19 protein-coding genes are annotated in these 21,513 nt (G+C 59.5%); 5 read left to right on the plus strand and 14 right to left on the minus strand.

Going from position 1 to position 21,513, the window contains the following annotated elements; translation table 11 throughout:
• Nucleotides 1–21 precede the first annotated feature (21 nt).
• Both secB and ACR0DB_RS17425 read right to left on the minus strand, forming a co-directional pair.
• Entirely contained in the window at nt 22–525 is a 504-nt protein-coding gene (gene secB, locus ACR0DB_RS17420; protein WP_480552248.1) for a protein-export chaperone SecB, read from the minus strand.
• Nucleotides 526–589: 64 nt separating this feature from the next.
• Nucleotides 590–1,081 (minus strand): FxsA family protein, encoded by a 492-nt coding sequence (locus ACR0DB_RS17425; RefSeq protein ID WP_170771323.1) that lies wholly within the window; start codon nt 1,079–1,081, stop codon nt 590–592.
• Nucleotides 1,082–1,189: 108 nt separating this feature from the next.
• On the opposite strand from ACR0DB_RS17425, the gene ACR0DB_RS17430 reads away from it, so the two are divergent.
• From ACR0DB_RS17430 to ACR0DB_RS17440, 3 genes are read left to right on the plus strand one after another with little or no spacing between them, the layout of a single operon-like run.
• Nucleotides 1,190–1,849: a Tim44/TimA family putative adaptor protein gene (locus ACR0DB_RS17430; protein ID WP_170771321.1), complete on the plus strand. Its 660-nt coding sequence runs from the start codon at nt 1,190–1,192 to the stop codon at nt 1,847–1,849.
• Nucleotides 1,846–2,880, plus strand: a complete 1,035-nt coding sequence (gene mltA / locus ACR0DB_RS17435) for a murein transglycosylase A (RefSeq protein WP_480552250.1) — start codon at nt 1,846–1,848, stop codon at nt 2,878–2,880. The genes ACR0DB_RS17430 and mltA overlap by 4 nt, the downstream gene beginning before the upstream one ends.
• Nucleotides 2,880–3,467, plus strand: a complete 588-nt coding sequence (locus ACR0DB_RS17440) for a Smr/MutS family protein (protein WP_480552251.1) — start codon at nt 2,880–2,882, stop codon at nt 3,465–3,467. Before mltA ends, ACR0DB_RS17440 begins: the two co-directional genes overlap by 1 nt.
• On the opposite strand, the gene ACR0DB_RS17445 is transcribed toward ACR0DB_RS17440, so the two are convergent.
• From ACR0DB_RS17445 to hslU, 3 genes are all read right to left on the minus strand, one after another.
• Nucleotides 3,464–4,684, minus strand: a complete 1,221-nt coding sequence (locus ACR0DB_RS17445; protein ID WP_480552253.1) for an MFS transporter — start codon at nt 4,682–4,684, stop codon at nt 3,464–3,466. The two genes, ACR0DB_RS17440 and ACR0DB_RS17445, sit on opposite strands and share 4 nt — an antisense overlap.
• On the minus strand, nt 4,681–5,805 hold the full coding sequence (locus ACR0DB_RS17450) for an alpha/beta hydrolase (protein ID WP_480552254.1): 1,125 nt from the start codon (nt 5,803–5,805) through the stop codon (nt 4,681–4,683). Before ACR0DB_RS17450 ends, ACR0DB_RS17445 begins: the two co-directional genes overlap by 4 nt.
• Nucleotides 5,806–5,877: 72 nt before the next feature.
• On the minus strand, nt 5,878–7,185 hold the full coding sequence (gene hslU, locus ACR0DB_RS17455; RefSeq protein WP_480552255.1) for an ATP-dependent protease ATPase subunit HslU: 1,308 nt from the start codon (nt 7,183–7,185) through the stop codon (nt 5,878–5,880).
• Nucleotides 7,186–7,357: 172 nt separating this feature from the next.
• Here hslU and ACR0DB_RS17460 point away from each other — a divergent pair, with 172 nt between their 5' ends.
• Nucleotides 7,358–8,599, plus strand: a complete 1,242-nt coding sequence (locus ACR0DB_RS17460; protein WP_480552256.1) for an MFS transporter — start codon at nt 7,358–7,360, stop codon at nt 8,597–8,599.
• Here the strand turns inward: ACR0DB_RS17460 and hslV are convergent.
• The gene (gene hslV / locus ACR0DB_RS17465; protein ID WP_170771306.1) at nt 8,588–9,148 is read right to left on the minus strand and encodes an ATP-dependent protease subunit HslV; all 561 of its coding nucleotides are present in this window, start codon (nt 9,146–9,148) and stop codon (nt 8,588–8,590) included. The genes ACR0DB_RS17460 and hslV overlap by 12 nt on opposite strands.
• 197 nt (nt 9,149–9,345) lie before the next feature.
• Between hslV and ACR0DB_RS17470 the strand changes: the two genes are divergently transcribed.
• The gene (locus ACR0DB_RS17470) at nt 9,346–9,540 is read left to right on the plus strand and encodes a DUF1127 domain-containing protein (RefSeq protein ID WP_170771304.1); all 195 of its coding nucleotides are present in this window, start codon (nt 9,346–9,348) and stop codon (nt 9,538–9,540) included.
• A 136-nt stretch (nt 9,541–9,676) separates the two neighbouring features.
• Here the strand turns inward: ACR0DB_RS17470 and trxA are convergent, their stop codons facing one another.
• The 8 genes from trxA to regB all read right to left on the minus strand — a co-directional run bounded on the left by trxA (nt 9,677) and on the right by regB (nt 21,503).
• Nucleotides 9,677–9,997, minus strand: coding sequence for a thioredoxin (gene trxA / locus ACR0DB_RS17475; protein WP_170771302.1), 321 nt, complete (start codon nt 9,995–9,997; stop codon nt 9,677–9,679).
• 60 nt (nt 9,998–10,057) lie between these two features.
• Nucleotides 10,058–13,417, minus strand: a complete 3,360-nt coding sequence (gene addA / locus ACR0DB_RS17480) for a double-strand break repair helicase AddA (RefSeq protein ID WP_480552257.1) — start codon at nt 13,415–13,417, stop codon at nt 10,058–10,060.
• The gene (addB, locus tag ACR0DB_RS17485) at nt 13,414–16,341 is read right to left on the minus strand and encodes a double-strand break repair protein AddB (RefSeq protein WP_480552258.1); all 2,928 of its coding nucleotides are present in this window, start codon (nt 16,339–16,341) and stop codon (nt 13,414–13,416) included. Before addB ends, addA begins: the two co-directional genes overlap by 4 nt.
• Nucleotides 16,334–17,020 (minus strand): nucleotidyltransferase family protein, encoded by a 687-nt coding sequence (locus tag ACR0DB_RS17490; protein WP_480552260.1) that lies wholly within the window; start codon nt 17,018–17,020, stop codon nt 16,334–16,336. The genes addB and ACR0DB_RS17490 overlap by 8 nt, the downstream gene beginning before the upstream one ends.
• Nucleotides 17,017–18,021, minus strand: coding sequence for an aminoglycoside phosphotransferase family protein (locus ACR0DB_RS17495; protein WP_170790187.1), 1,005 nt, complete (start codon nt 18,019–18,021; stop codon nt 17,017–17,019). The genes ACR0DB_RS17490 and ACR0DB_RS17495 overlap by 4 nt, the downstream gene beginning before the upstream one ends.
• Nucleotides 18,018–18,491 (minus strand): tRNA (adenosine(37)-N6)-threonylcarbamoyltransferase complex ATPase subunit type 1 TsaE, encoded by a 474-nt coding sequence (tsaE, locus tag ACR0DB_RS17500; protein WP_480552262.1) that lies wholly within the window; start codon nt 18,489–18,491, stop codon nt 18,018–18,020. The genes ACR0DB_RS17495 and tsaE overlap by 4 nt, the downstream gene beginning before the upstream one ends.
• A gap of 41 nt (nt 18,492–18,532) precedes the next feature.
• Nucleotides 18,533–20,041, minus strand: coding sequence for a PAS-domain containing protein (locus ACR0DB_RS17505; RefSeq protein ID WP_480552263.1), 1,509 nt, complete (start codon nt 20,039–20,041; stop codon nt 18,533–18,535).
• A 64-nt stretch (nt 20,042–20,105) separates the two neighbouring features.
• Entirely contained in the window at nt 20,106–21,503 is a 1,398-nt protein-coding gene (gene regB / locus ACR0DB_RS17510) for a sensor histidine kinase RegB (RefSeq protein ID WP_480552264.1), read from the minus strand.
• Nucleotides 21,504–21,513 lie beyond the last annotated feature (10 nt).

The raw sequence follows: 21,513 nt of genomic DNA on the forward strand, positions 1-21,513 counted from the left end.
ATCCGGCGCGGGTCGAATGGGTTAGGCTTCGGCTTTTTGTGCTTCGGCCTGACGACGCATCAACTCGTTGCGGTACAGGGCCACGAAGTCGATATTGTCCAGGTTCACCGGCGGATAACCACCATCGCGGGTTACGTCGCTGACGATGCGGCGCAGGAACGGGAACAACATCCGCGGGCACTCGATCATCAGGAACGGATGCAGTTGGTCATCGGCTACACCTTCAACGTGGAACAGGCCGCAATAATCCAGCTCGCACAGGAACAGGATGTCTTCCATGCCCTTGGCTTTGGATTTGAGGTTCAGTTTGACCGAAACCTCATACTGATGCTCGGTCGGGCGCTTTTTTGCATCAAGATTGACCTGAACGGAAATCTCGGGCTGCACGTCGCCGGATACGCCCTTTTGCGCCATCACGTTTTCAAACGACAGATCACGAATGAATTGTCCCAGAACGCGCATCTGGATCTGCGGTGCCGCCTGGGCTGCGGCGGCTTTGTTTTCTTTGGCGTCTTCTTCGGCCATTTATCTACTCCGAAACTAAAATTTGCCTTTGCTTAGCAAGTTGGGCGCGGCACCTCAATGCAGGTCACGGACCTTCGACCCATTTCGATGGTTTTGATGGGTCACGGCGGGGGTGAACCTCGGTGTATTCCCCGTCGATCACGTCGTCTTGCGGTGCAGGGTCAGGACCGGTGCGGAACTGCGCGCCACCACCCATCTGAAACTGGGTGATGGTTACCCTGGACTTAAGAAAATTGAAAACGGCCACCCGAACTCCGGGAATAAGCAAAGCAAAACCAATGGCATCGGTGAAAAACCCCGGTGTCAGCAGCAATACGCCAGACAAGAGTATCATAGCGCCATGGGCCAGCGGCTCGGTCGGGTCGTCCAGTTCGGCAAAGGATCGCTGCAGATTGGCCAATGCCATGCGACCTTGTGTCCGTACCAAAGCCGTGCCCAAAACAGCCGTCAGAACGACAATCGCAAGTGTTGGCCACAGGCCGATCAGGCCGCCGACCTGAATGAACAGGCCGATCTCGATGATCGGGACCAGCAAAAAAGCGAGGAACAGATACATATGCGTTATCCTTTAACCAGGCTCGGGCAGTAGACTTGTCCCGAACTGTCACCTACATAGTGGCAAGAGGCTGCGTATACAAAGTCGCGGTCTGATAAAGAGGATGAAATGAACGAACCGATGATCCAGTTGCTGGTCCTGGCCGGAATTGCCGTTTTCCTGATCCTGCGCCTGAAAAGCGTGCTGGGGACGCGTGAGGGTTTTGAAAAGCCCCCCGTTCAGCAGCAACCAGACGGGCAGAATTCGCGCCGTGACTTTGAGGTGATCGAAGGCGGCCCGGATCACGACATCACCGACCACGTTGCCGAAGACAGTGAACAGGCCCAGACCCTGACTGCGATGAAGCGGGTTGAGCCCAGCTTTTCGGTGTCCGAGTTTGTTCAAGGCGCGCGCGGCGCGTATGAGATGATCGTGATGGGGTTCGAAAAGGGCAATCTGGACGAAATCCAACCCTTCCTGTCCGAAGAGGTGTTTGACACTTTCGTTGATGTCGTCGCAGCGCGTGAAGATCAGGGCCTGACGATCGAAGCTGAATTCATTGGGGTGCGAGAAACCGCGCTGGCCGATGTAAAGTTCGACAAGGACACCAATGAGGCCGAGATTACCATGCGCTTTGTAGGTGAACTGACCTCGGTCGTGCGGGATCGCGGTGGTGATATCATCGAAGGCAACCCCAACACCGTCAAACGCCAAAAGGACAGCTGGACCTTTGCCCGCGTGATGGGCAGCGACGATCCGAACTGGCTGCTTGTTGCCACGGACGCATGATTGCTGCGCTTCGGTCGTTTTTGCTGGGGGCTGTGATGGCAACCTCTGCCAGCGCCGAAGCGACGCGTTCCATTCTGTCGTTTGACGATCTGGATGGCTGGGCCGCCGATGACCACGGGGCGGCTCTTTCGGTTTTTCTGAACACGTGTGGCGATCTGGATGACCCGGATTGGCGCGCACTCTGCAGTGTCGCGCAGACCTATGAAGCCGATGCCGCCCGATCTTTCTTTGAGCTGTTCTTCCGCCCCGTTCTGGTCGATGATGGCAAGGACGCGTTGTTCACCGGGTATTTTGAGCCAGAATTGGACGGATCGCGCACCCGATCGGATCGGTTCCGATATCCGCTGTACAAAATGCCGCCCGAGGCGCGTGGGGCTGGGCAATGGCTGTCACGTCGGGACCTGTTGACCAGCGATGTTTTGCAAGGTCGCGGACTTGAGATCGCTTGGGTCGATGACCCGGTCGAGCTTTTCTTTCTGCAAATCCAGGGCTCGGGCCGTATCCGTCTGCCGGATGGCGGCGCGTTGCGGGTGGGTTATGGGGGCGCAAACGGGCATCCCTACCGCTCAATCGGGTCGGAGTTGATCCGAAAGGGAGCGTTAGCCGCCCATCAGGTCAGTGCGCAGATGATCAAGACGTGGGTGCGCAAGAACCCCGAGGCCGGGGCCGAGCTGTTGTTTCACAACCCCTCATACGTGTTCTTCCGCGAAGTCACCCGCATCGCGCCCGAGCTTGGGCCTTTGGGTGCCATGAACCGATCCGTCACCACGATGCGCAGCATTGCAGCCGATCCGGGCTTCACGCCGTTGGGCGCGCCGGTTTGGGTTGAGAAGGACGGCAAGAACCCATTGCGACGGTTGATGATCGCGCAGGATACCGGTTCGGCTATCAAGGGCGCGCAGAGGGCAGATATTTTCTTTGGTACTGGTGATGAAGCGGGCCGCGCCGCGGGGCGTTTGAAAGACCCCGGACGCATGATCGTTTTACTGCCGATCCAACGCGCCTATGCACTGGCACCGGATTCGTTCTGATGGCACGGCGCAAACTCACCTCGGACGAAATCGAACTATGGCGAAAGGTCGCCAAACAGGCCGAGCGGATGCACCCCGAGATCCCGCAAACGGTGCATCCGACCACCCTGCCGAAACCGAAGCCCACCAAAACGCCAAAAGCGCGGATCGACACGTTTGAGCTTGGCCAGACCGGACCTTCTAAACCATCGCGCCATGCGTTAAAACCCTCTATCGCGGAAAGCCTGCGCGCTAGCCCGGTGCAGATGGACAACAAAGCGTTTGGTCGGATGAAGCGCGGCAAGCTCAAGCCCGAAGGCAAGCTGGACCTGCACGGAATGCGCGTGGATACGGCCCATCCGGCGTTGGTGCGCTTTGTTCTGACCGCCCAAGCGCAAGGTAAACGTCTGGTTCTGGTCGTCACCGGAAAAGGCAAGGACCGGGACGAGCCCGGCCCCATCCCCACCCCGCGCGGCGTATTGCGCAACCAAGTGCCGCATTGGCTGAGCATTCCGCCGCTGGCGCAGGCCGTGCTGCAAGTAACCCCTGCCCATATCAGCCATGGTGGCGACGGGGCGTATTACGTTTACCTGCGGCGTATCCGTTAAAAACTGCGCGCGGCGCGGGTGATCCCGATCCAGACCAACGCGCTGGCTGCGACGAAGAACGCTCCTATCCACAGGAATTGCTGATCCAGCGCGACGCGATGGTCGATCAACACTCCGGTCAGTCCCGGCCCGATGGCCGAGCCCAAGACCATCACGGCGGTTGCCATGGCCTTGATCGCACCGATGTGGCGGGTGCCATAGAACTCGGCCCAGAACGCGCTGGGCATTGTGCTATTGGCCCCCACGGTCAAGGCCAGAAAAACCAACGCCAAACTGGCCCCCACCAACCCTGTCACAAACGAGACAAGGGCAAACCCGATCGCCATGGGCAACAGGAAATAAGGCATCATCCGCGCGGTGCCCCATTTGTCCAAAGCCCAGCCGGTTGCAAACATCGCCAGCAGGGACACAGCGGTGTAGATCGGGAACAATGCAACCAGTTCGATATGCTGCCAGCCCTTGATCTCGGCCAGATGCACCTGATGAAAGAAAAACGCGGTGATGAAGGCGGATGGTCCCAGCAATGCTGGAGCCATAAACCAGAAAAGTGGACTAAGTAGAGCCTGTTTTCTCGTCCAATGGCGCCCTTTCATCCCGGTTGAGGAATGCTCAGACGCCAGGCTTTGCGGCGTGCGTTCCTGTCGCAGCAAACGCACCAGAACCGGGATCCCTAACAGCACCATTCCAGCTGAAATCACCCAAAGTATCCGCCAATCCAGCACTGCCATCGCGGCGACGAAAATGACCGGCAGCAGCGCCTCGCCGACCGAGAACCCGACCGAGGCAATGGACAGCGCTTTGCCCCGCGTGGCGGTGAACCAGCGTGTCATTGCCACCAGGGCCAGATGCACAGACATCCCCTGCCCGAACAGGCGCAGCAGAAAGATGATGATGGGTAAAAGGAACAGCCATGCGTTCAGCGCCATCGCCATCGCGGCCAAGGCCAGACCGACCAGGACAACCGGCCCCAGAACGCGCACGCGAAACATATCGGTCAGCGCCCCGGCCCAGATCATGACCACGGCCGACACTGTCGTGCCCAGCGAATAAAGCCCGCCCCACGCCCCATGGCTCAGGCCATACGCGGCGCGGATTTCGCCGGAAAAGATCGAGATGAAGAAGGTCTGCCCAAAGCTGGACAGAAATGTCAGCAAAAACCCCGCGCCCAGCCATGCTGCGTTGTCGCGCAGAAACTCGCCGGGCCGAGGCGACGTCACGGGGCGCTTACCTGTGCCTGTCCGGTTTCGGTCAGAACGATCTCGGTCGCGCCGGTTGGGTTGCGCACATTGGCCGGGGCGATGACGTCAATCCCCCGCTGCTCGGTACCGAATGTGTCGCTGACCCGGCGGGCCGATGCGATAATTGCCAGCAACGCTGGCGAGGTCGCGGCCACGAAATGCGAGGATTGCGCATCGTCATTGAAAGCGGTCGTGTCCAGAATGTTGATCTTGTATTCAGACAGCGCCTCGGCCGAACTGATATTGCCCAGACGCTCACCCTTGGTGGTGCCGCGCAGCCGGGCCGAGATATTCAGCAACTTGTCCTTTTGCGAGGTGATGACGATAAACGGATCCGGCGGTGTCTTGATCACATCCATCTGCGAGCGGAACAGATCCACGTCCAGATCCGGTGAAATCAGCACCACGCCTTCCAGATTGCGACTGGCCCAGCCTGGTTCGCGCAATTCGGCCTGTCGCATCATCTCCATCGTCAAGGCAGTGCCCATGGAATGCGCCACCAGAACCACGCGTTTGACTCCCATGGTTTTCAAGTGGCGGACGGTCTGCTCCAACCCGTCGCGGGCAAACAGCATACTGTCCAGATCATAGGCATAGCCATATCCGGTCGCCTGGCTGGGCCAGGAATAAACCATTGTGGCACCGGGAATATTCAGATCGTGTCTAAGCTGCGCGGCGCGAAACGTAGTTTCGGACTGTGTTGTGTTGTAGCCGTGAATGAAGATCGACACCTCATCCACGTTGCCCAACCGGGCTTTCAGATCGCCGGGCCCTTGTAACTCATCCACGGCAGCCATCACGAACTGCTTTTCGGGGTTTGGATTGGCGTAAGAGAAATCCAACGTTCCGGGTGTGTGATTGGGCGGGATCGAGACGGTCATTTCCAGAAACTGCAACCCATCTCCCCGCTTGAACCCGTAAGTGCCATCAGCCTCGCGCGCGCGGGTTGTGGTGGCGTAGATGGTTTGGGGTGTGCCCACATCCAAAGCCGACGGCACCGTTTCCGAGATGGTACGGTCGACGCAGGCGGTCAGAAGAGATGCAATCAAAAAAATGGAAATATTGCGCAGCACGAAAATAGCCCTCGAGGGTTTGCGCATAAGCTAACGAATTCCTGCCGCGGGTCCAAGCGCGACGGGTTCAACCAAGCAGCGAAAATCGGCCAGTGTCTGTTACAGGACGTAACGGCTGAGGTCGGTGGATTTGGTCAGCTCACCCAGATTGTCGTCCACGAACTGCGCGTTCACAGTGATTTCCGCCCCGGCCTGATCGGGTGCATTGAACGAGAGTTCTTCGAACACGCGTTCCATCACCGTATAAAGCCGCCGCGCGCCGATGTTTTCGACGCTTTGGTTCACATCTGCCGCGATCTTGGCCAAAGCGGCGATGCCGTCATCGGTAAAGCTGACCGCAACCTCTTCAGTACCCATCAGCGCAGTGTATTGGCGGGTCAAGGCGTTGTCGGTCTCGGTCAGGATGCGGACGAAATCCTCTTCGGTGAGCGCTCGCAGTTCCACCCGGATCGGCAGACGCCCCTGCAATTCCGGCAACAGATCCGAGGGTTTGGCGATGTGAAACGCGCCAGACGCGATGAACAGGATGTGGTCGGTTTTCACCGGACCATGTTTGGTGGATACGGTAGTGCCTTCGATCAGGGGCAGCAGGTCGCGCTGCACCCCCTCGCGACTGACATCGCCACCGCGCGCTTCCGCGCGCGCGCAGACCTTGTCGATCTCATCCAGAAACACGATGCCGTTCTGTTCAACCGATTCCAAAGCCACGCGGTTGACCGTTTCATCGTCCAGCAGCTTGTCGGCTTCTTCCCCGATCAGCGCGTCATAGCTTTCGGCCACGGTCATGCGTTTCTTGACGGTGCGCCCGCCAAAGGCCTTGCCGAAGATATCGCCCAGATTCATCATCCCCATCTGGCTGCCCGGCTGTCCCGGCACGTCAAACATCGGCATCGGGTTTGAGCTGTCCGACAGTTCCAGTTCGATGACCGTATCGTCCAGTTCCCCCGCTTTTAGCTTTTTGCGGAACATCTCGCGCGTGCCCTCGCGGGCGTCTTCACCGGCAATGGCAGTGATCACGCGATCTTCGGCGGCCTGATAGGCGCGCGCTTTCACGTCCTCGCGCATGTATTCGCGGGTCTGGATGATCGCTGCATCGGCCAGATCGCGGATGATCTGTTCCACGTCGCGGCCGACGTATCCGACCTCGGTGAACTTTGTGGCTTCGACCTTGATAAAGGGTGCGCGGGCGAGTTTTGCCAGACGGCGGCTGATCTCGGTCTTGCCGACACCGGTGGGGCCGATCATCAGGATGTTCTTGGGGTAAACCTCGTCCCGGATGTCATCGGCCAACTGCTTGCGCCGCCAGCGGTTGCGCAGCGCCACGGCGACCGCGCGTTTGGCATCTTTCTGGCCGATAATGAAACGGTCCAGTTCCGAGACAATCTCGCGCGGGGTCAGGTCGGTCACGGGTGCAGTCCTTTCGATCAGCGGTTTGGCTTACGTAGTCACCGCACAGGTGAAAACAACAGCGGCAGCGTTGGTTAGCAATGCGCCTGCCGGTTTGCAAATGCTTTCCATAGGTGAAACGTTTGTGCTCTGATACAATCATTTCAATATGTTGAGGGTCAGGAGCGCGCGAATGACGAAAATTGCCAAGATCACCCTGTTGTTCGTGGTGTTTGTGGACCTGATCGGACAAGGTTTGGTCTTTCCCATCATCAACTCATTGATCATGGAGACGAAATCCGGCTTCCTTCCCGACAGCACGCCGATGGGGCAGCGGCATTTCTACTATGGGCTGGTGATCGGGTGTTTCTTTTTGTCTTGGTTTCTGGGGGTGGTCTATGTCTCCAAAGTCTCGGATTCCATTGGGCGCAAGAACGCGCTTCTGGTCTGTCTGGCCGGGGCGTTGGCGGGCTATGCGCTGACGATTGCGTCGCTTTACCTCAACAGCCTTCTGCTGCTGATCATCGGGCGGTCAATCACCGGGTTTACGGCTGGCAACCAGCCCATCGCGCAGGCGGCGATGATTGATGGCAGCACGGATGCCGCCGATCGCGACCGAAACATGGGCTATATCGTGACCGGTGTCAGCTTTGGTCTGGTCGGTGGGCCCATCATAGGCGCCGTCCTGTCTGATGCGGCCCTGCTGGGCAGCGTGGCCACCCTTAAAACGCCGTTCTATGGCGCGTTTGCTCTGGTCCTGATCGCCATTTTCCTGGTGATCACCTTCTTCAAGGACACCCGCACCGAACGTGAACCCTTTGTCTTTCGCCCGCGTGATATCACCGATAGCCTGTTCGCTGTGCGCGGGCATCCGATGGTTCTGAAAATCTTGCCGGTCTATTCCTTCTTCATGATCGCCAACGTCACCTTTTACGTTTTTGTCGACAACTACCTGACCAGCCGGTTCGGCTATGGCGTGATCGGCGGCAGTATGGCGATGGTTGTGATCGGCTTTGCACTGGCCTTTTCCAGCACCTTCCTGGTGAAACCCGCGCAGGAAAGGTTCAGCAAGCACAAGATCATTTATGTCTCGCTGATCACGATGGTAATCTGCGGGCTAGCCTTTGCCTTCAGTCCTATCGGATGGCTGAGCTACGTGCCGGTGTTCTTCTTCTATTTCTTCTTCGGCGTATCCTACCCGACGCTACTGGGCCTGTTTTCCGCAAGTGTCAGCGAAACTGATCAGGGCTGGGTCATGGGCGTGACGACAGCCGTCTTCTGCCTGGCCGGAGGGGTCATGTCTCTGATCGGCGGCGGATTGATGAGCATCGACATCCGTGTGCCCTACTACATCGTCATCCTTACGGCGATACTGGGCCTGATCGGCATGCACCGCCGCTGGAAAGGGAAGGAGATTAAGGTTTTATTGGCCTGAGATTTCCTCGACCGTCAGATTGCCGTTGGTGTAGACGCAAATATCGGCGGCAATCGCCATTGCCTCGCGTGCGACGGTTTCGGCGGGTTTGTCGCTGTCCATCATCGCGCGAGCGGCGGCCAAAGCGAAATTGCCGCCCGATCCGATGGCGGCGACGTTGTGTTCGGGCTCCAGTACATCCCCTGCCCCGGTGATCACCAACAGGTCTTTGCCGTCGGTCACGATCAGCATCGCCTCAAGCTTTTGCAGGTATTTGTCGGTGCGCCAATCCTTAGCTAGCTCGACCGAGGCGCGGGCCAACTGACCCGGTGTGGCCTCAAGCTTGGCTTCCAGCCGCTCGAGCAGAGTGAATGCGTCGGCGGTTGATCCGGCGAACCCTGCGACGACTTCAAACCCACCGGGGGACAGGCGGCGCACCTTGCGGGCGGTGCCCTTGATCACCGTCTGGCCCAGGCTGACCTGACCATCCCCGGCAATCACCACCTGGCCGCCTTTCTTGACGCCAATAATTGTCGTGCCATGCCAACCGGGAAAATCGCTGTCTGCCATTAGGGCCTCCGTTCTTCACTGGCCCCCTATATGGGCCGGGCGTGCGTTCAGCGCAACTCTTCTCAAACTGCTCAAAAGATATGCAATAATTGCAATTCGGGGTTACCAGACTAGCAATTGTGAGACTCGGGTATTGGTCCTACATGAGCCTCACAACCGACAAAAGGTCGGCTGTTTCAGTTAAAAGGAATGCGCAAATGGCAACCACCGCAAATATCCATGCGCCGCTCGGAGCAGCTACCATCCTGCATGTAGTGGACGCATTTTTCGGAACCTACGAAAAAGCACTAGCGTGGAATGAATCCCGCAAGACCCGCAAGCTTTTGTCGAACCTCAGCGACGCCCAACTGGACGATGTTGGCCTGTGCCGTGCGGATATCGCAAAGCTCTGATCTTTGCACCGACCACACCGTCAAGATGAGCCGCTCAGCTCCTGAGCGGCTTTTTCTTTGCGCATCCGTTTCTTTGGCTACCCATGAAAAAAGGCGCCCCGAACGAGGCGCCTTTGAATTCCGTTCGAAACCCGGGTCAAATCGAGTCTTCGATCCAGCTTTGCAGCGCGGCTTTCGGTGCCGCGCCAGCGCGGTTCGACACAACCTGACCATCCTTGAAAATGAACAGCGCAGGAATACCGCGGACGCCCATTGCAGCAGCCGAGTTGGGGTTGCTGTCCACGTCCACCTTGGCGATTTTCACCTTGCCGCCATATTCCGACGCCAGTTCTTCCAGCGCGGGGCCAATCTGCTTACAGGGGCCACACCATTCGGCCCAGAAATCGACAACAACAGGGATGTCGGAATTCTTGACTTCGGCGTCAAAGGTTTCGTCGGTTACGGCTACGGTCGACATATTCTGTCTCCTGAATGGGGTAAACTCGGGAACAGAACGTAGGGGCGCGACTTGGCAAGGTCAAGATATGTGGGCGCGTGTCAGTGCATCCGTCACAATATCGTGTGGCAACCACATAAGCTGCGCGGTACGCGTCCACAGGATCGCGGTTTTGATATTCCGACCGGGATAGATCTGCGCCAGCGCGTGCGCATAAGCTCCCATCTGCCGCAACAACCCATCAGGGCAGGTTTCGGGGCTGTTTGGTACGCTCATATTTGTTTTGAAATCAATGATCTGCACCTCGGTATCCGAGATGATCAACCGGTCGATGACCCCATGCAAACGCCGCCCGTTCAGCGTGGCCGTCACCGGAACCTCGGCCAGCGTGTCCGGCGCAAAGACTGGGCGCAGATGATCTGCGGTCAGGGCGGTTTTGGCCTCGGCCAACAGCTCGGACCTGTCTGTGTCGGACATATCCGGTAGAATGCGCGCGCAAAGCTGTGGCCAGTTTTCCGGCGGAGTCGACGGCAAATGCTCCAGCAGCAGATGCAGGCGCGTGCCACGCAGCTTTGCGGCCTCTTCATCCTGCCCTATTTCGCCGGGCAATGCCTTGGGCCCACCCAAATCTGATGGGCTGAGCGTGTCCGGTTCAACTTCGGGCGCGTCCGGGTTCGAACGGAACACTTCGGGCAAAGTCTGCTCTGCAACGCGCGTGTCTTTGTGCTCGGTTTCTGGCAATCCATCCCAGTCCCCATGCGCTAATCGCAGGGTGCCGGTGCCTTCGATGGCGACGGCTCCTGCCCGTTCCATGGCAGCCTTCACCATTTGATACCAACTGGTCCCATCCGTTCCGACATCCCCGGCTGCGGCTACGATTAACCATTTTTCTGCTCGTGTTAGAGCCACATAGAGCAGGCGCAACCGTTCATTCTCTTCCCGCTCCCGGGCCTGCGCCCGCGCGCGGACAATCAGGCTGGGTGAGGCATCGGCTGGCAGCTTCCAAACCGGAATATCGTCACCCACCATAATCTCGGCATCGCGCGGGGCCTGTCGTTTGCCGGTATCTGGCAGGATCACGATGGGCGCCTCCAGCCCTTTCGAGCCATGCACCGTCATGACGCGGATCATATTGCCGACGCCGCTCATCTGTCGTTTGATTTCCAGATCGTCGGTCTGCATCCAGACAAGGAATCCGGTCAGACTGGGAATATCCGTGCGCTCATAGGCAAGCGCCTGCGACAGCAGCGCATTGATGCCATCCTCAGCCTCGGCCCCCAGACGACCCAGCAATTTGCGCCGCCCGTCATGGCGCGTCAGGATGCGTTCGATCAGGTCATAGGGGCGCAGAAAGTCGATCTGGCGGCGCAAATCGTTGAGAACCTCAAGCGTTTCAGGAAAGTCATCCGCGCGATGGCGCAAAGCCGCCCATAGAAATTGTTCCTGCCGCCGATGGGCCAGATCAAAAAGTTGTTGCTCGCTCCACCCGAATAGCGGAGATTTCAGCACGGCCGCCAGCGAAAGGCTGTCCTCGGGCGTGGCCAGAAAGCTCAGCAAGGCAGCAAGGTCCTTCACCGCCAGCTCTGCGCCGACCTTCAGCCGGTCCGCCCCTGCGATGGGCAGGTGCAGGGATTTGCAGGCGCGGATTATCTCTGCAAACAAATCAGACCGGCGCTGTACGAGGATCAGGAAATCGCCCGGCTGCACCCTGCGGCGCACGAAGGTGCCGGGGATGTCGCCGTCTTCGGGTATGGTCTCGCCCGAGTCGATCATGATTTTGATAGACTGCGCAACCTGCTCGGCCAAAATCACCGTGTGATGGCGCGCGCCAGGTCGGTCGACCGGGTCGGTCCAGTCGGCATCCTCATCCGCTTCGACCTTTTCCACCACGGGCCAAAGGTCCACCCGGCCAGGCAAGTCCGCTTTGAAAGCCCGGTGCTGGCTGTCTTTGTGAAACCCGGCCTCGGCCCGGTTTTCAAACAGGATATCGACCAGAGACAAGATCGCACTGGAGGACCGGAACGAATATTCCAACGTCGAATCCCACAGTTTAGAGCCTGATTCTTGCAGTCGTCGCCCAAACTCTCGCTGCATGCGATCGAATGCGGCAGGGTCCGCGCCCTGAAAGGAATAGATCGACTGTTTCTTGTCGCCGACCACAAAGATCGTACGCTCGACGCCGGACCGGGCCCCTTCCCCGCTGGTGAATTCCTGCGCCAGTTTCTCGACCACGTCCCATTGGTCGGGGCTGGTGTCCTGCGCCTCGTCCACCAGAATATGGTCGATGCCGCCGTCCAGCCGATACAGCACCCATTCGGCCACAGCCGGGTCGTTCAGCACTTGCCGCGCACGCAGGATCAAGTCGTCGAAATCCAGCCAGCCGCGCAACTGTTTGCGACGCTCATATTCCGGCAGGAAGGCGGCGGCAAACCGGTGCAACACATGGGTCTTGCGCGCGGCGACCAGCGCCAATCTCTGTTCGCGCGCGGCCTCGATGCGCAGCATCAGCGCCTCAAGCTGTGGCATTCGGTCGGCCAACGCGCCTTCGCGCAGGGCCTTAGTCGGAAAGCTGTTGATCTTGGCCGAAAATGGCTCCTTGGCGGCCTTACCCGTCAGGAAAACGCCTTCGAGGATTGGCAGGCTGCCCAATCGCGGCTCGGTAAAGGCGGCCAGTTTTGCGGCAGCCTTGGCGTTGTTGCCGCCGCTCTCGGACAGTGCCGGCAGGATCGAGCGGATCAGATCGACCTCACCGCCCAGAAAGACCTTGCTCAACAATGCGTCTTCGTCAAAATCGTCGGGCAGGTCAAATTTGCTCAGAATGTCGCCCCAGTCGAGAGCGTTTGCAAAGAGATTCCGTTTCTGGGTCACGGCGGCTGTCAGAGCGTCAAACCCAGAGTCGGTGACGAACCGGGCCACATCTTCGATCAATCCGGCCTGCGGTCCCGCGGCGAAATCTTCGACGATTTCTTCGCGCAGCAAGGCGGCGGCACGGTCTTCCATCTCAGAGAACTGCGGGCTGACCCCGGCCTCAAGCGGGAATCGGCGCAGCAACGCCGCGCAGAACGAATGGATCGTTTGGATCTTCAACCCGCCCGGCGTTTCGATGGCGCGGGCAAACAAAGTACGCGCCTGCGTCAGGCGATCCGGGTCGATCATTCCCGCCACGCCCAGATCGGTCAGCTGCCTGCGCAACGGGTCATCACCCAGCATCGCCCATTCGCCAAGGCGTTTGAACAGGCGGTTCTGCATCTCGCTGGCGGCAGCTTTGGTGTAGGTCAGGCACAAGATGTGCTGCGGCTGCACGCCGTCCAACAAAAGCCTCGCCACCCGGTCGGTCAGAACCCGCGTCTTGCCCGAACCCGCATTCGCGGCCAACCAGGTCGAGGCATCAGGCCGCGCTGCCTGCACCTGCCGTTCGGTGGCTTCGTTGCGGGCGCTCATGACAGATCCTCGGGCTTGGTCTCGGCGGTTCGGTCCCACTCGCCAAAACGGGCAAGGTGATCGTAGTCCCCGATATCCGTATCCTTGTGCAACATTCGCCGTGACGAGAAACCCTGATCAGGCTCTAAATAGGCAAAAATTAACTCTTTTAGTTCAGCCAACACCTTGTCAGTCGGTTCCTTGACCAAGGGCGCGGGCACCTCTTTGTAGCTTCCGCCCATGCCGATAAACACCGCTTCGGCCACGGGCAGAGGGTCAAACCCTTCGATCCCGCCCTGCTCGGCCATGGCGGCTTCGATCAGCAATTGTTTGTCGAACTTGGCTTGCTGACTTTCGGTGGGCGGAGTCCCGGTTTTATAGTCGATCAACCGCACAGCGCCGCGCGTGTTCAGGTCGATCCGGTCGGCCCGGCCAACGATCGTGACGTCCAAAGGGGCGAGGACCAGTTTCATCGCCGCTTCGAACGCCACCGGCCCGCCATCGCCCCTGCGTGCGGTCTCGGCAGCCAGAAAATCGTCGGCAATGCGCTCCAACCGCGCAAGCCACAATTTGCGTGCGGTCGGCCAGGCGACATGCTGATCCAACAGCATCTCGGCGCGTTTCAGAAAATTCTCGCGGTTTAGCAGGGCTGTGTCCAGAACGCTGTCCTTCACGAAATGTTCGAGGATTTCGTGAATCACAATCCCGCGCAGCAAGGCATCCGGCGCTTGCACCAACGGGTCCAGTGGTTTCAATCGCAGCACATGTTTCGCATAGATCGCATAAGGGTCGCGGATCAGACGCTTGATCTCGGTGACGCTCAGGCGACGAGGTCGCGACGCGACGGGCGGGCGCGGCGAGGGGCGTGCTGCCGCTTTGATCTCAGGTGCATGCTCCAGCTGTTCCGACCAACTCAACCATTGGCCGCCCCGGTCGCGCATCTTGGTAAGCGCCGAGCGTCCGCCCTGATCCGGCAAGCCCTGCAGCAGATTGGTCAACCGGTTCAACCAGCGCGACGGCACAGTTTCGGCGTCGTCCGAGCGGGTGGCGCGGGTCAACCAGACCTCGGGCGCGCCGATGGCCTGCTGGAAATCGTGTGCCGACAGCCCGATCCGCCGTTCCGGCAGCAACAAACCGACCTTGTCACGCATCTGCCGGTTCAACCAAGGGTCCGGGGCTGGGGCCTCGGGCCAGCTGCCCTCGTTCAAACCGCCCAGGATCAGAAGATCAGCCCCCTGAACCCGCGCCTCAAGCGTCCCCCAGATCATGATCCGGGGATGCGGCGCGTCACGGTCGCGAACCTCTTCCCCTGCCAGCAGCGTACCCAACAGATCGGCGAAATCATGCGCCGTCATCTGGCCGCCATGGCCGGACTCATCCTCAAGCGCAGTCAGAACGGCCAGTGCTTTTTGACCTGCGTTCTTGTCCCAAAGCAGACCGCTTTCGCCGGAGCTGCCGGTCGAGATCGCCTCGGCCAGACGACGCAAACGAGTGACCCATTCGGACAACGGCAATTCGCCCGAGATCTGTTGATCGCAGAAATGCCGGATCAACCATTGGATCCAGCCCTCAGACACTTCTTTGCGGATCGCAAAGGCGGTCAGGCTGGGACCGTCAGGAAACGGAGGACCATAGCGCCGCAAATCCAATTCCAGATCGCGCGTGTGCAGCAAATGCGCACCCCGCTCATCACCACCGTGGCACAAAGGATGTTTCAGCAGCGTCAAAAGCGCCTCACCATCCAGCCGCCGGGTAAACAGGCCCGCCACATGGCGCAGGAACCGACCGGGCGGGGACAGTTGCAAGGGCAGACCCGCACTGTCGTCGGGTGTGATGTTCCAACGATCCAGAGCAGCGCTGACCTGTCGGGTCAACATCCTGTCCGGCGTGATCAGCGCCGCAGTTTGACCCGTTTCTGCCGCCTGTCGCAGCCGAAGCGCGATGGCCAAGGCTTCGCTGCGCGGAGATTGCGCCTCAACCAGGGTCAGGTCTGCGGTGGCCTCGGCCAAATCCGTCAGTTGCGGACCCTCGGTCATCCACGCATCGGTTATTGGCGCTGGGCGTAATGCCAGTGACACCAACCGATTGCGGGCGGCTGAGGGTGGCGCGTCCAGCGTCCAGCGTTCAATCTGGTCGGGCCGCAGATCCAACATCGTCATCAGTTTGCGGAACCGGTATTGCGGGTGATCTTCCGAGGGCAGCGCCTCATCCAGCCGGGCCCAGACGGCGTCGGGTTGGTCAAAATCGTATCCGGGCAGAATCAACGCGCCTTGCGGCAGGCGGGCGATTGCCTCCATCAGCATCAGCGTCGTCCCGCGTGACCCGGTTGAGCCCGCCAGAATGACCGGATGCTGCGGCGGTTCTGCCTGCCAGCGCGCGATCAGGTTTTCGACAACGCGACGTTGGCGCGCCTGTGCGTCCAGTGCATTATCGCCAGTTTCCACGAACCTGTCGGCAATACCGATAAACGCTTGCGCGCGGGCCCAATGACCAGACATGTCGCTGACATCCAACTGCCGGATCGCGTCGGGGGAAACGCCTTCGCCCTGCATCTCGTCAATCAGGGCTGCCAGGCTGTCGGACAGATCAAACAGCGAGGACCGCGCCGCCAGATCGGGCTGTTGTTCCAGCAGTTTCGAAACCAGTTGCGTCAGCTCCAACCGTCGTCTCAGTGCTGGAATCGCGGGCGGAATCTGCGCAAGATTAATGCTTTCGCCCAGATCCGTGACCAGCGAAAGTCGCGGTAGCAAGCACGCTGGCCCCTGATCGAACAGGTCGCGAACCCGTCGCGCCATCCGCCGCGTGTTGACGACCAATTGTACGCGGGCCAGTGCCTCGGGCGGTTGGCCGGCGCTGCGTGCGTGCAAACCCGCCACCAGCGCCTTGGGAAAATCCGAACCCGGTGGAACGGCAAAGGCGCGCGGGGTCAGACCGGGGTTAAACATCGGCAATCAACCCTTCGGCCAGCGCGATACCCTCTGGATGACCTACATCGCACCATCGGCCAGGATAGGTCAGTGAAAACAGACGGTTGTCGCTGTGCATCCGGTCCCACAGCAGGTTCAGGGAAAAGGATGTCTGAGGGATATCCATCAGACCTTCAGTTTTCAAAATCTGCGCCCCGCCATAGATCAATCCGGGCCCGCGCGAGATGCGCCCATCCGCATCTGCGGTGAAATCTCCAGTGCCGGTGTAGCCCAAGGTTTGTGCCACAGGTACGCACATCAACAGCGCGTCCATTCGATCTGGGTCCCATGCCTTACGCAAAAGTGTTAACGGATTTGGGCCGGACCAGATTGCATCGGGATTCAGAGTGAACACCGGCTCCGGCCCCAGCATCGGCAGAGCGGCGCGCAATCCGCCCCCTGTTTCAAGGATGTCGTCTGTTTCGTAAGTCAGCGTCACACCTTTCGGTGCCAAATGCGCCTCAAGCTGCTCGGGCAGATAGTGCAGGTTGGCGACGATCCGCTGAGGGTTGATCGCATCAATCAGCTCTAGTGCATGGTCGATCAGCGGCCGACCCGAAACTTCGATCAGCGGTTTGGGTCTATCTTTGGTCAGCGCGCCCATACGGGTCCCGAACCCGGCGGCGAATACCATCACAGCGTCGGGTGATTGCGTCATTTCTGTCGTAGCCTGTTCAGGTTTTCTTCGGTGGGCGCGGGCAGGGCGCTGCGCAGCAGATCAGCCACGCCGACCAGCGCGGGATGCTCTAGATCGCGCATTAAATGCGCCCATGTGGCCGGGATCAGGTCCACGTATTGGGGCTTGCCGTACTCCGTGGCCAGCCGGGCAAAACCACCCAGAATACGTAGGTTTCTTTGCGCCCCCAGCACCGTATAAGCGGTGCGGAAGTCATGATCGTTAACTCCGGTCTGCGAGATATAGTGATCAATCATACGCATCTCGGTTCCCAAGGATACGTCGCGACGAATGTCTTGCAACAAGGACACAAGATCATAAGCCGGATGCCCCAGCATCGCGGTTTGGAAATCCAGCAGGCCCACGCGTTTTACCCCGTTTCGGTCGGGCAGCCAAATCAGATTCTCGGCGTGGTAATCGCGCTGGACCACAACCTTTGGTCCCGATGTTTCCTGGTGCAGGATGTCGGCAAAGCGATGCTCAAACCGACTACGCGCGTCTTGATCATGCGCGCCAAGAATGGCCTGCGCGTATTTGGTAAAGGACAGGGCCGACAACTCGGCCATCAGCGAGGGGCCGTAAGAAGGCAGGGACAGTGTTGGTGCCGCGTGCAGTGTGATCAGAACGTCCGTAGCAGCCTGATAGAGCTCCCGTTCCATCTCAGGGCGGGTTTCTAGGACACGCGCGAATAGGTCATCGCCCAAATCTTCCAACAGAAGGAACCCGAACTCGGTGTCCTCAGCGTAGATCTCGGGCGCGCTTAGCCCGGTCGCGCGCAGGTGGTGCGCCATCCGCACAAACGCTTCGACCGGTTCGGCTTGACCGGGGGGGGAATCCATCAGCACGGCCGTTGCCCCTGTCTCGGGATTGGTAAGCCGCTCGTACCTGCGGTTCGAGGCATCCCCGGCCAAGGGCGCGCGCAGGGCATTCGCCCAAGGTGTCTGCGCGATCAGCGCTTCGGCTAGAATGGCGCGGTTTGTCATGTGATCGCCTCCGGCAAGTCAGCCCAGCGCGGGTCCGACCAACTGATCGTCAGATGGCGTTTATCCAGTGTATCAGGGTCTGTTTCAAACTTTAGCGTCAGAGCTGAGGCCGGTCTCAACGGCCCCAGTTTGTTTGGCCATTCGATCAGGCTGATCGCGGTTTCGAATGCGTCGGTCAGACCCAGTTCCTCGACCTCTTCCAGTGCGCTGAGCCGGTAGAGGTCGCAGTGCCATATCTCGCCCAAGGAGGTGTCATAGACCTGCACAAGCGTGAAGGTGGGCGAGGGGACATCTTCGGGGTGGGTCATCACGGATTGGATCAGACTGCGCGCGAAATGTGTCTTGCCGCTGCCGATCTCGCCGTCCAGCAACAGAACGTCGCCGGGGCGCAGCACGCGGCCCAATAAAACCGCCAATCGGGCGGTTTCCTCGGGCGAATTCAGGGTGATTACATGGGGCGCGCTTGTCATGGCGCCACAATGGCCTTGCGCCCGGTTGGCTGCAACCCGGTTCAGGCGCTGATCTGGTGAATATCCTGACTTATCATCGCGTCCGCATCCGGTGAAAACCGCACGATCGTCGCGCCGTTCTGCATCGGGCACAAGGTGCAGATCAGGCGCGTGCCATTACGCAATCGCAGGTCCGCGGACCACTCGGATCGGTTTTCGCGCATGGCTACGAAATCTCGGATTTCGCCAAGGACCGGCGTTGCCAGGCATTGATCCTGCCAGCCCCGTGTCACATCAAGGATCGAGTCCGGCTCGAACCCGCTGTCGTGGGTTTCACCCCACAATTCCTGATAGGCGTAATTGGTGAAAGCTAGGGTTCCATCCGCACCAAACACAGCGATTGCATCCGCCAGCTTGTCCAGAATGGATTGCATCAGGTCCATCTCGGACCGGAAGCGGCGGGTCAGGGTGATCTCGGCCGTGATGTCCTCGAACAGAAAGGCGACGGCACCGTCAGGGTGTGGGCGGCCGCTGACCGAATAGACCGAGCCCGAGGGCAGGGACCATGTTTCCTGATAATTCCCGTCTTCGGCCGCTTCGAGAAGATCGTTCATCTGGCTGCGCCAACCGCGGTAATTTTTGGGTTCGGGCATCATGTGCTGATCGCGCAGCCGGTCGAAAAAGCTGGACAGGCTAGGTCGACAACTGAGGAAATCGGGCGGCAGGGCGGTCAGGTCGATCAAGGCGGGGTTGAACAGGGCCAACTGACGGTTTCGGTCGAAAATGGCCAGTCCGATGGACAGCTGTGCGAACGTCTTGGTCATCGTCTGCACAAATTTCCGCTGGGCGGTTTCGGCGTCGACGATGGCATTGATATCGACTGCATAGCACAAATGCCCCTCGGGGTGATCGGACAGCGTCAGATCGAACCAAAGCTTGCTGTCGCTACCCTCGGTCGAGATCGAAACGCGCGACTTTCCTGACGGTTTTGCGTCGTCTTCAAGGCCCGGAAAGAGCGGTGCGGTCAGGTCCGTATCCTGCCCGCGCACTTTGCGTACCAATGCAATATAGGCCGCATTGCACCAGCGCACATTGGATTGGTGATCCAACAGCCATACTGGATAGGGCGCCCGTTCCATTGCCAACCGGATCGGATCATTGCTGTCCCGATGCGCGATTGATGTGCACCCACCGCTGTCGCGTAATTGAACCCGGACAATCCCGTCGATCCATTCGCACAGGACATCGCGTTCTACCGTGCAATCAATCGCGGGGATCACCATGTTGCCTTCGTGCCGGATACGTTCGGGCGTTTCGGGGAACGAAGGGAAATCCCGCTGCAACAGACGGCGCAGGTCCGGCCAGTCGCGCAGGTCGTCAAACCCCTCAAGCGCGATGTCCGAATGGCTGATCAAACGATCCCCATCAAACAGAAACACCGCATCGAACAGCGACGAGGGCGAGGACAGGCCGAAATTGTCGCCCCTTTGCCTGCGACGTGGCAGCAGCCACTGCACCGCGAGACTGGCAGAAACCAGACCGATAACAGCCAGAATGATCCAGTCCACCATGAGTTCCTCGCAGGGTTGCTCGTGGCGTCGGATAATGGGTTGCAATGGTTAACAGGGTCTTAACTCAGACCTCAATGCGCTGATTGGCACCGGATGGCACAGGGGTGTCGCCGGTCTGGGCATCCAGCAATTTGCGGGGCCATGTGACCCTGACGATTGCCCCCCGGTGATCGGGATTATCGGAATAGGTCTGATAGGGGTCCGAGCCATTGGCAAAGTCCAGCTCGGCGCCGGTCCGTTCCAGCAGCGTTTTTGCGATGAACAGACCCAGCCCCATGCCTTCATATTCCGGGCGCGCGCGCTGGTCCTTTTCGGCGCGGCGGCGGCGCATGAACGGGTCACCGATGCGGCCGATCATCTGCGAAGGATACCCGCGCCCGTCATCCATGATGTGGACGGTAATCTGATCGGCCGTCCACTCGGCCTCGACCCAGACATTGGCGCGGGCGAAATCCACCGCGTTCTGGATCAGGTTGCGCAGCCCGTGAATGATCTCGGGTTTGCGCAGTATCGAGGGTTGCTGCACATCGCCGTCATCGGCGGGCCCTTCCAGGAAATGAACGCTCTTGCCTCGGTTGATATGAGGCTCTGCGGCTTCATGCACCACGGTGGATAGCGGGGCTTGCCGCAAATGCAGGTCGTCCTTGCCTGCCCGACCCATGTCACGCAGGATATCGCGGCACCGGTTGGCCTGTTCGCGGATCAGGGCGGCGTCTTCCTTCAGGTCGGGGCGGTCGTCCAGTTCCTCATAGAGTTCAGAGCTAGTCAGCTTGATCGTGGCCAGCGGCGTGCCCAACTCATGCGCGGCGGCGGCGACCACGCCGCCCAGATCAGTCAGCTTCTGTTCCCGCGCCAGCGCCATGTGCGTGGCGGACAACGCGTCAGACATGGATTGCACCTCAGAGCTGACCCGATGGGAATAGGCCCCCAAAAAGACGATGGCGATCACTATGGCAGCCCAGTTGCCGAACAGCAGGATGTCGGGGATATCCAGATCCATGCCCACATCCGTGCGTAGCGGCACATGAAACTCGGCCAGCAGGGTGGTCAGCGCGATGGCCACACCGCCAATGATCAGGGTCGAACGCGTGCTCATCACGCTGGCCGAGATCGTGACCGGCCCCACCAACAACAAGGCAAACGGATTGTTCAGCCCGCCCGTCAGATACAAAAGGATGGTCAGTTGCAGCAGGTCGAACAGCACCATCAGGAAGTTTTCGAACTCGGACAGGCGCTTGTTGCGAGGAAAAACAAGGATCGCCGTCAGGTTTCCCATGACCGAAACACCGATCGCCAGATAACACAGCATCACGTCAAGCTGCACACCATAGGTCTGTTGCGCGACGGTGATGGCGGTGATCTGGCCGATGATGGCCACCCAGCGCAACAGGATCAGTGTGCGCAGCCTGATCCAGCTGCTGCGTTCCTGTCCACGCCAGAATGTGATGTTGGAATTGGCCATGGGTCCATTT

The sequence above is a fragment of the Ruegeria sp. AB6 genome (assembly GCF_056542685.1).

Bases quoted from the DNA above. Each gene is read 5' to 3' on its own strand.
- secB (WP_480552248.1), bottom strand. From the start codon at position 525: ATGGCCGAAGAAGACGCCAAAGAAAACAAAGCCGCCGCAGCCCAGGCG.
- ACR0DB_RS17425 (WP_170771323.1), bottom strand. From the start codon at position 1,081: ATGTATCTGTTCCTCGCTTTTTTGCTGGTCCCGATCATCGAGATCGGC.
- ACR0DB_RS17430 (WP_170771321.1), top strand. From the start codon at position 1,190: ATGAACGAACCGATGATCCAGTTGCTGGTCCTGGCCGGAATTGCCGTT.
- mltA (WP_480552250.1), top strand. From the start codon at position 1,846: ATGATTGCTGCGCTTCGGTCGTTTTTGCTGGGGGCTGTGATGGCAACC.
- ACR0DB_RS17440 (WP_480552251.1), top strand. From the start codon at position 2,880: ATGGCACGGCGCAAACTCACCTCGGACGAAATCGAACTATGGCGAAAG.
- ACR0DB_RS17450 (WP_480552254.1), bottom strand. From the start codon at position 5,805: ATGCGCAAACCCTCGAGGGCTATTTTCGTGCTGCGCAATATTTCCATT.
- ACR0DB_RS17460 (WP_480552256.1), top strand. From the start codon at position 7,358: ATGACGAAAATTGCCAAGATCACCCTGTTGTTCGTGGTGTTTGTGGAC.
- hslV (WP_170771306.1), bottom strand. From the start codon at position 9,148: ATGGCAGACAGCGATTTTCCCGGTTGGCATGGCACGACAATTATTGGC.
- ACR0DB_RS17470 (WP_170771304.1), top strand. From the start codon at position 9,346: ATGGCAACCACCGCAAATATCCATGCGCCGCTCGGAGCAGCTACCATC.
- trxA (WP_170771302.1), bottom strand. From the start codon at position 9,997: ATGTCGACCGTAGCCGTAACCGACGAAACCTTTGACGCCGAAGTCAAG.
- addA (WP_480552257.1), bottom strand. From the start codon at position 13,417: ATGAGCGCCCGCAACGAAGCCACCGAACGGCAGGTGCAGGCAGCGCGG.
- addB (WP_480552258.1), bottom strand. From the start codon at position 16,341: ATGTTTAACCCCGGTCTGACCCCGCGCGCCTTTGCCGTTCCACCGGGT.
- ACR0DB_RS17490 (WP_480552260.1), bottom strand. From the start codon at position 17,020: ATGACGCAATCACCCGACGCTGTGATGGTATTCGCCGCCGGGTTCGGG.
- ACR0DB_RS17495 (WP_170790187.1), bottom strand. From the start codon at position 18,021: ATGACAAACCGCGCCATTCTAGCCGAAGCGCTGATCGCGCAGACACCT.
- tsaE (WP_480552262.1), bottom strand. From the start codon at position 18,491: ATGACAAGCGCGCCCCATGTAATCACCCTGAATTCGCCCGAGGAAACC.
- ACR0DB_RS17505 (WP_480552263.1), bottom strand. From the start codon at position 20,041: ATGGTGGACTGGATCATTCTGGCTGTTATCGGTCTGGTTTCTGCCAGT.
- regB (WP_480552264.1), bottom strand. From the start codon at position 21,503: ATGGCCAATTCCAACATCACATTCTGGCGTGGACAGGAACGCAGCAGC.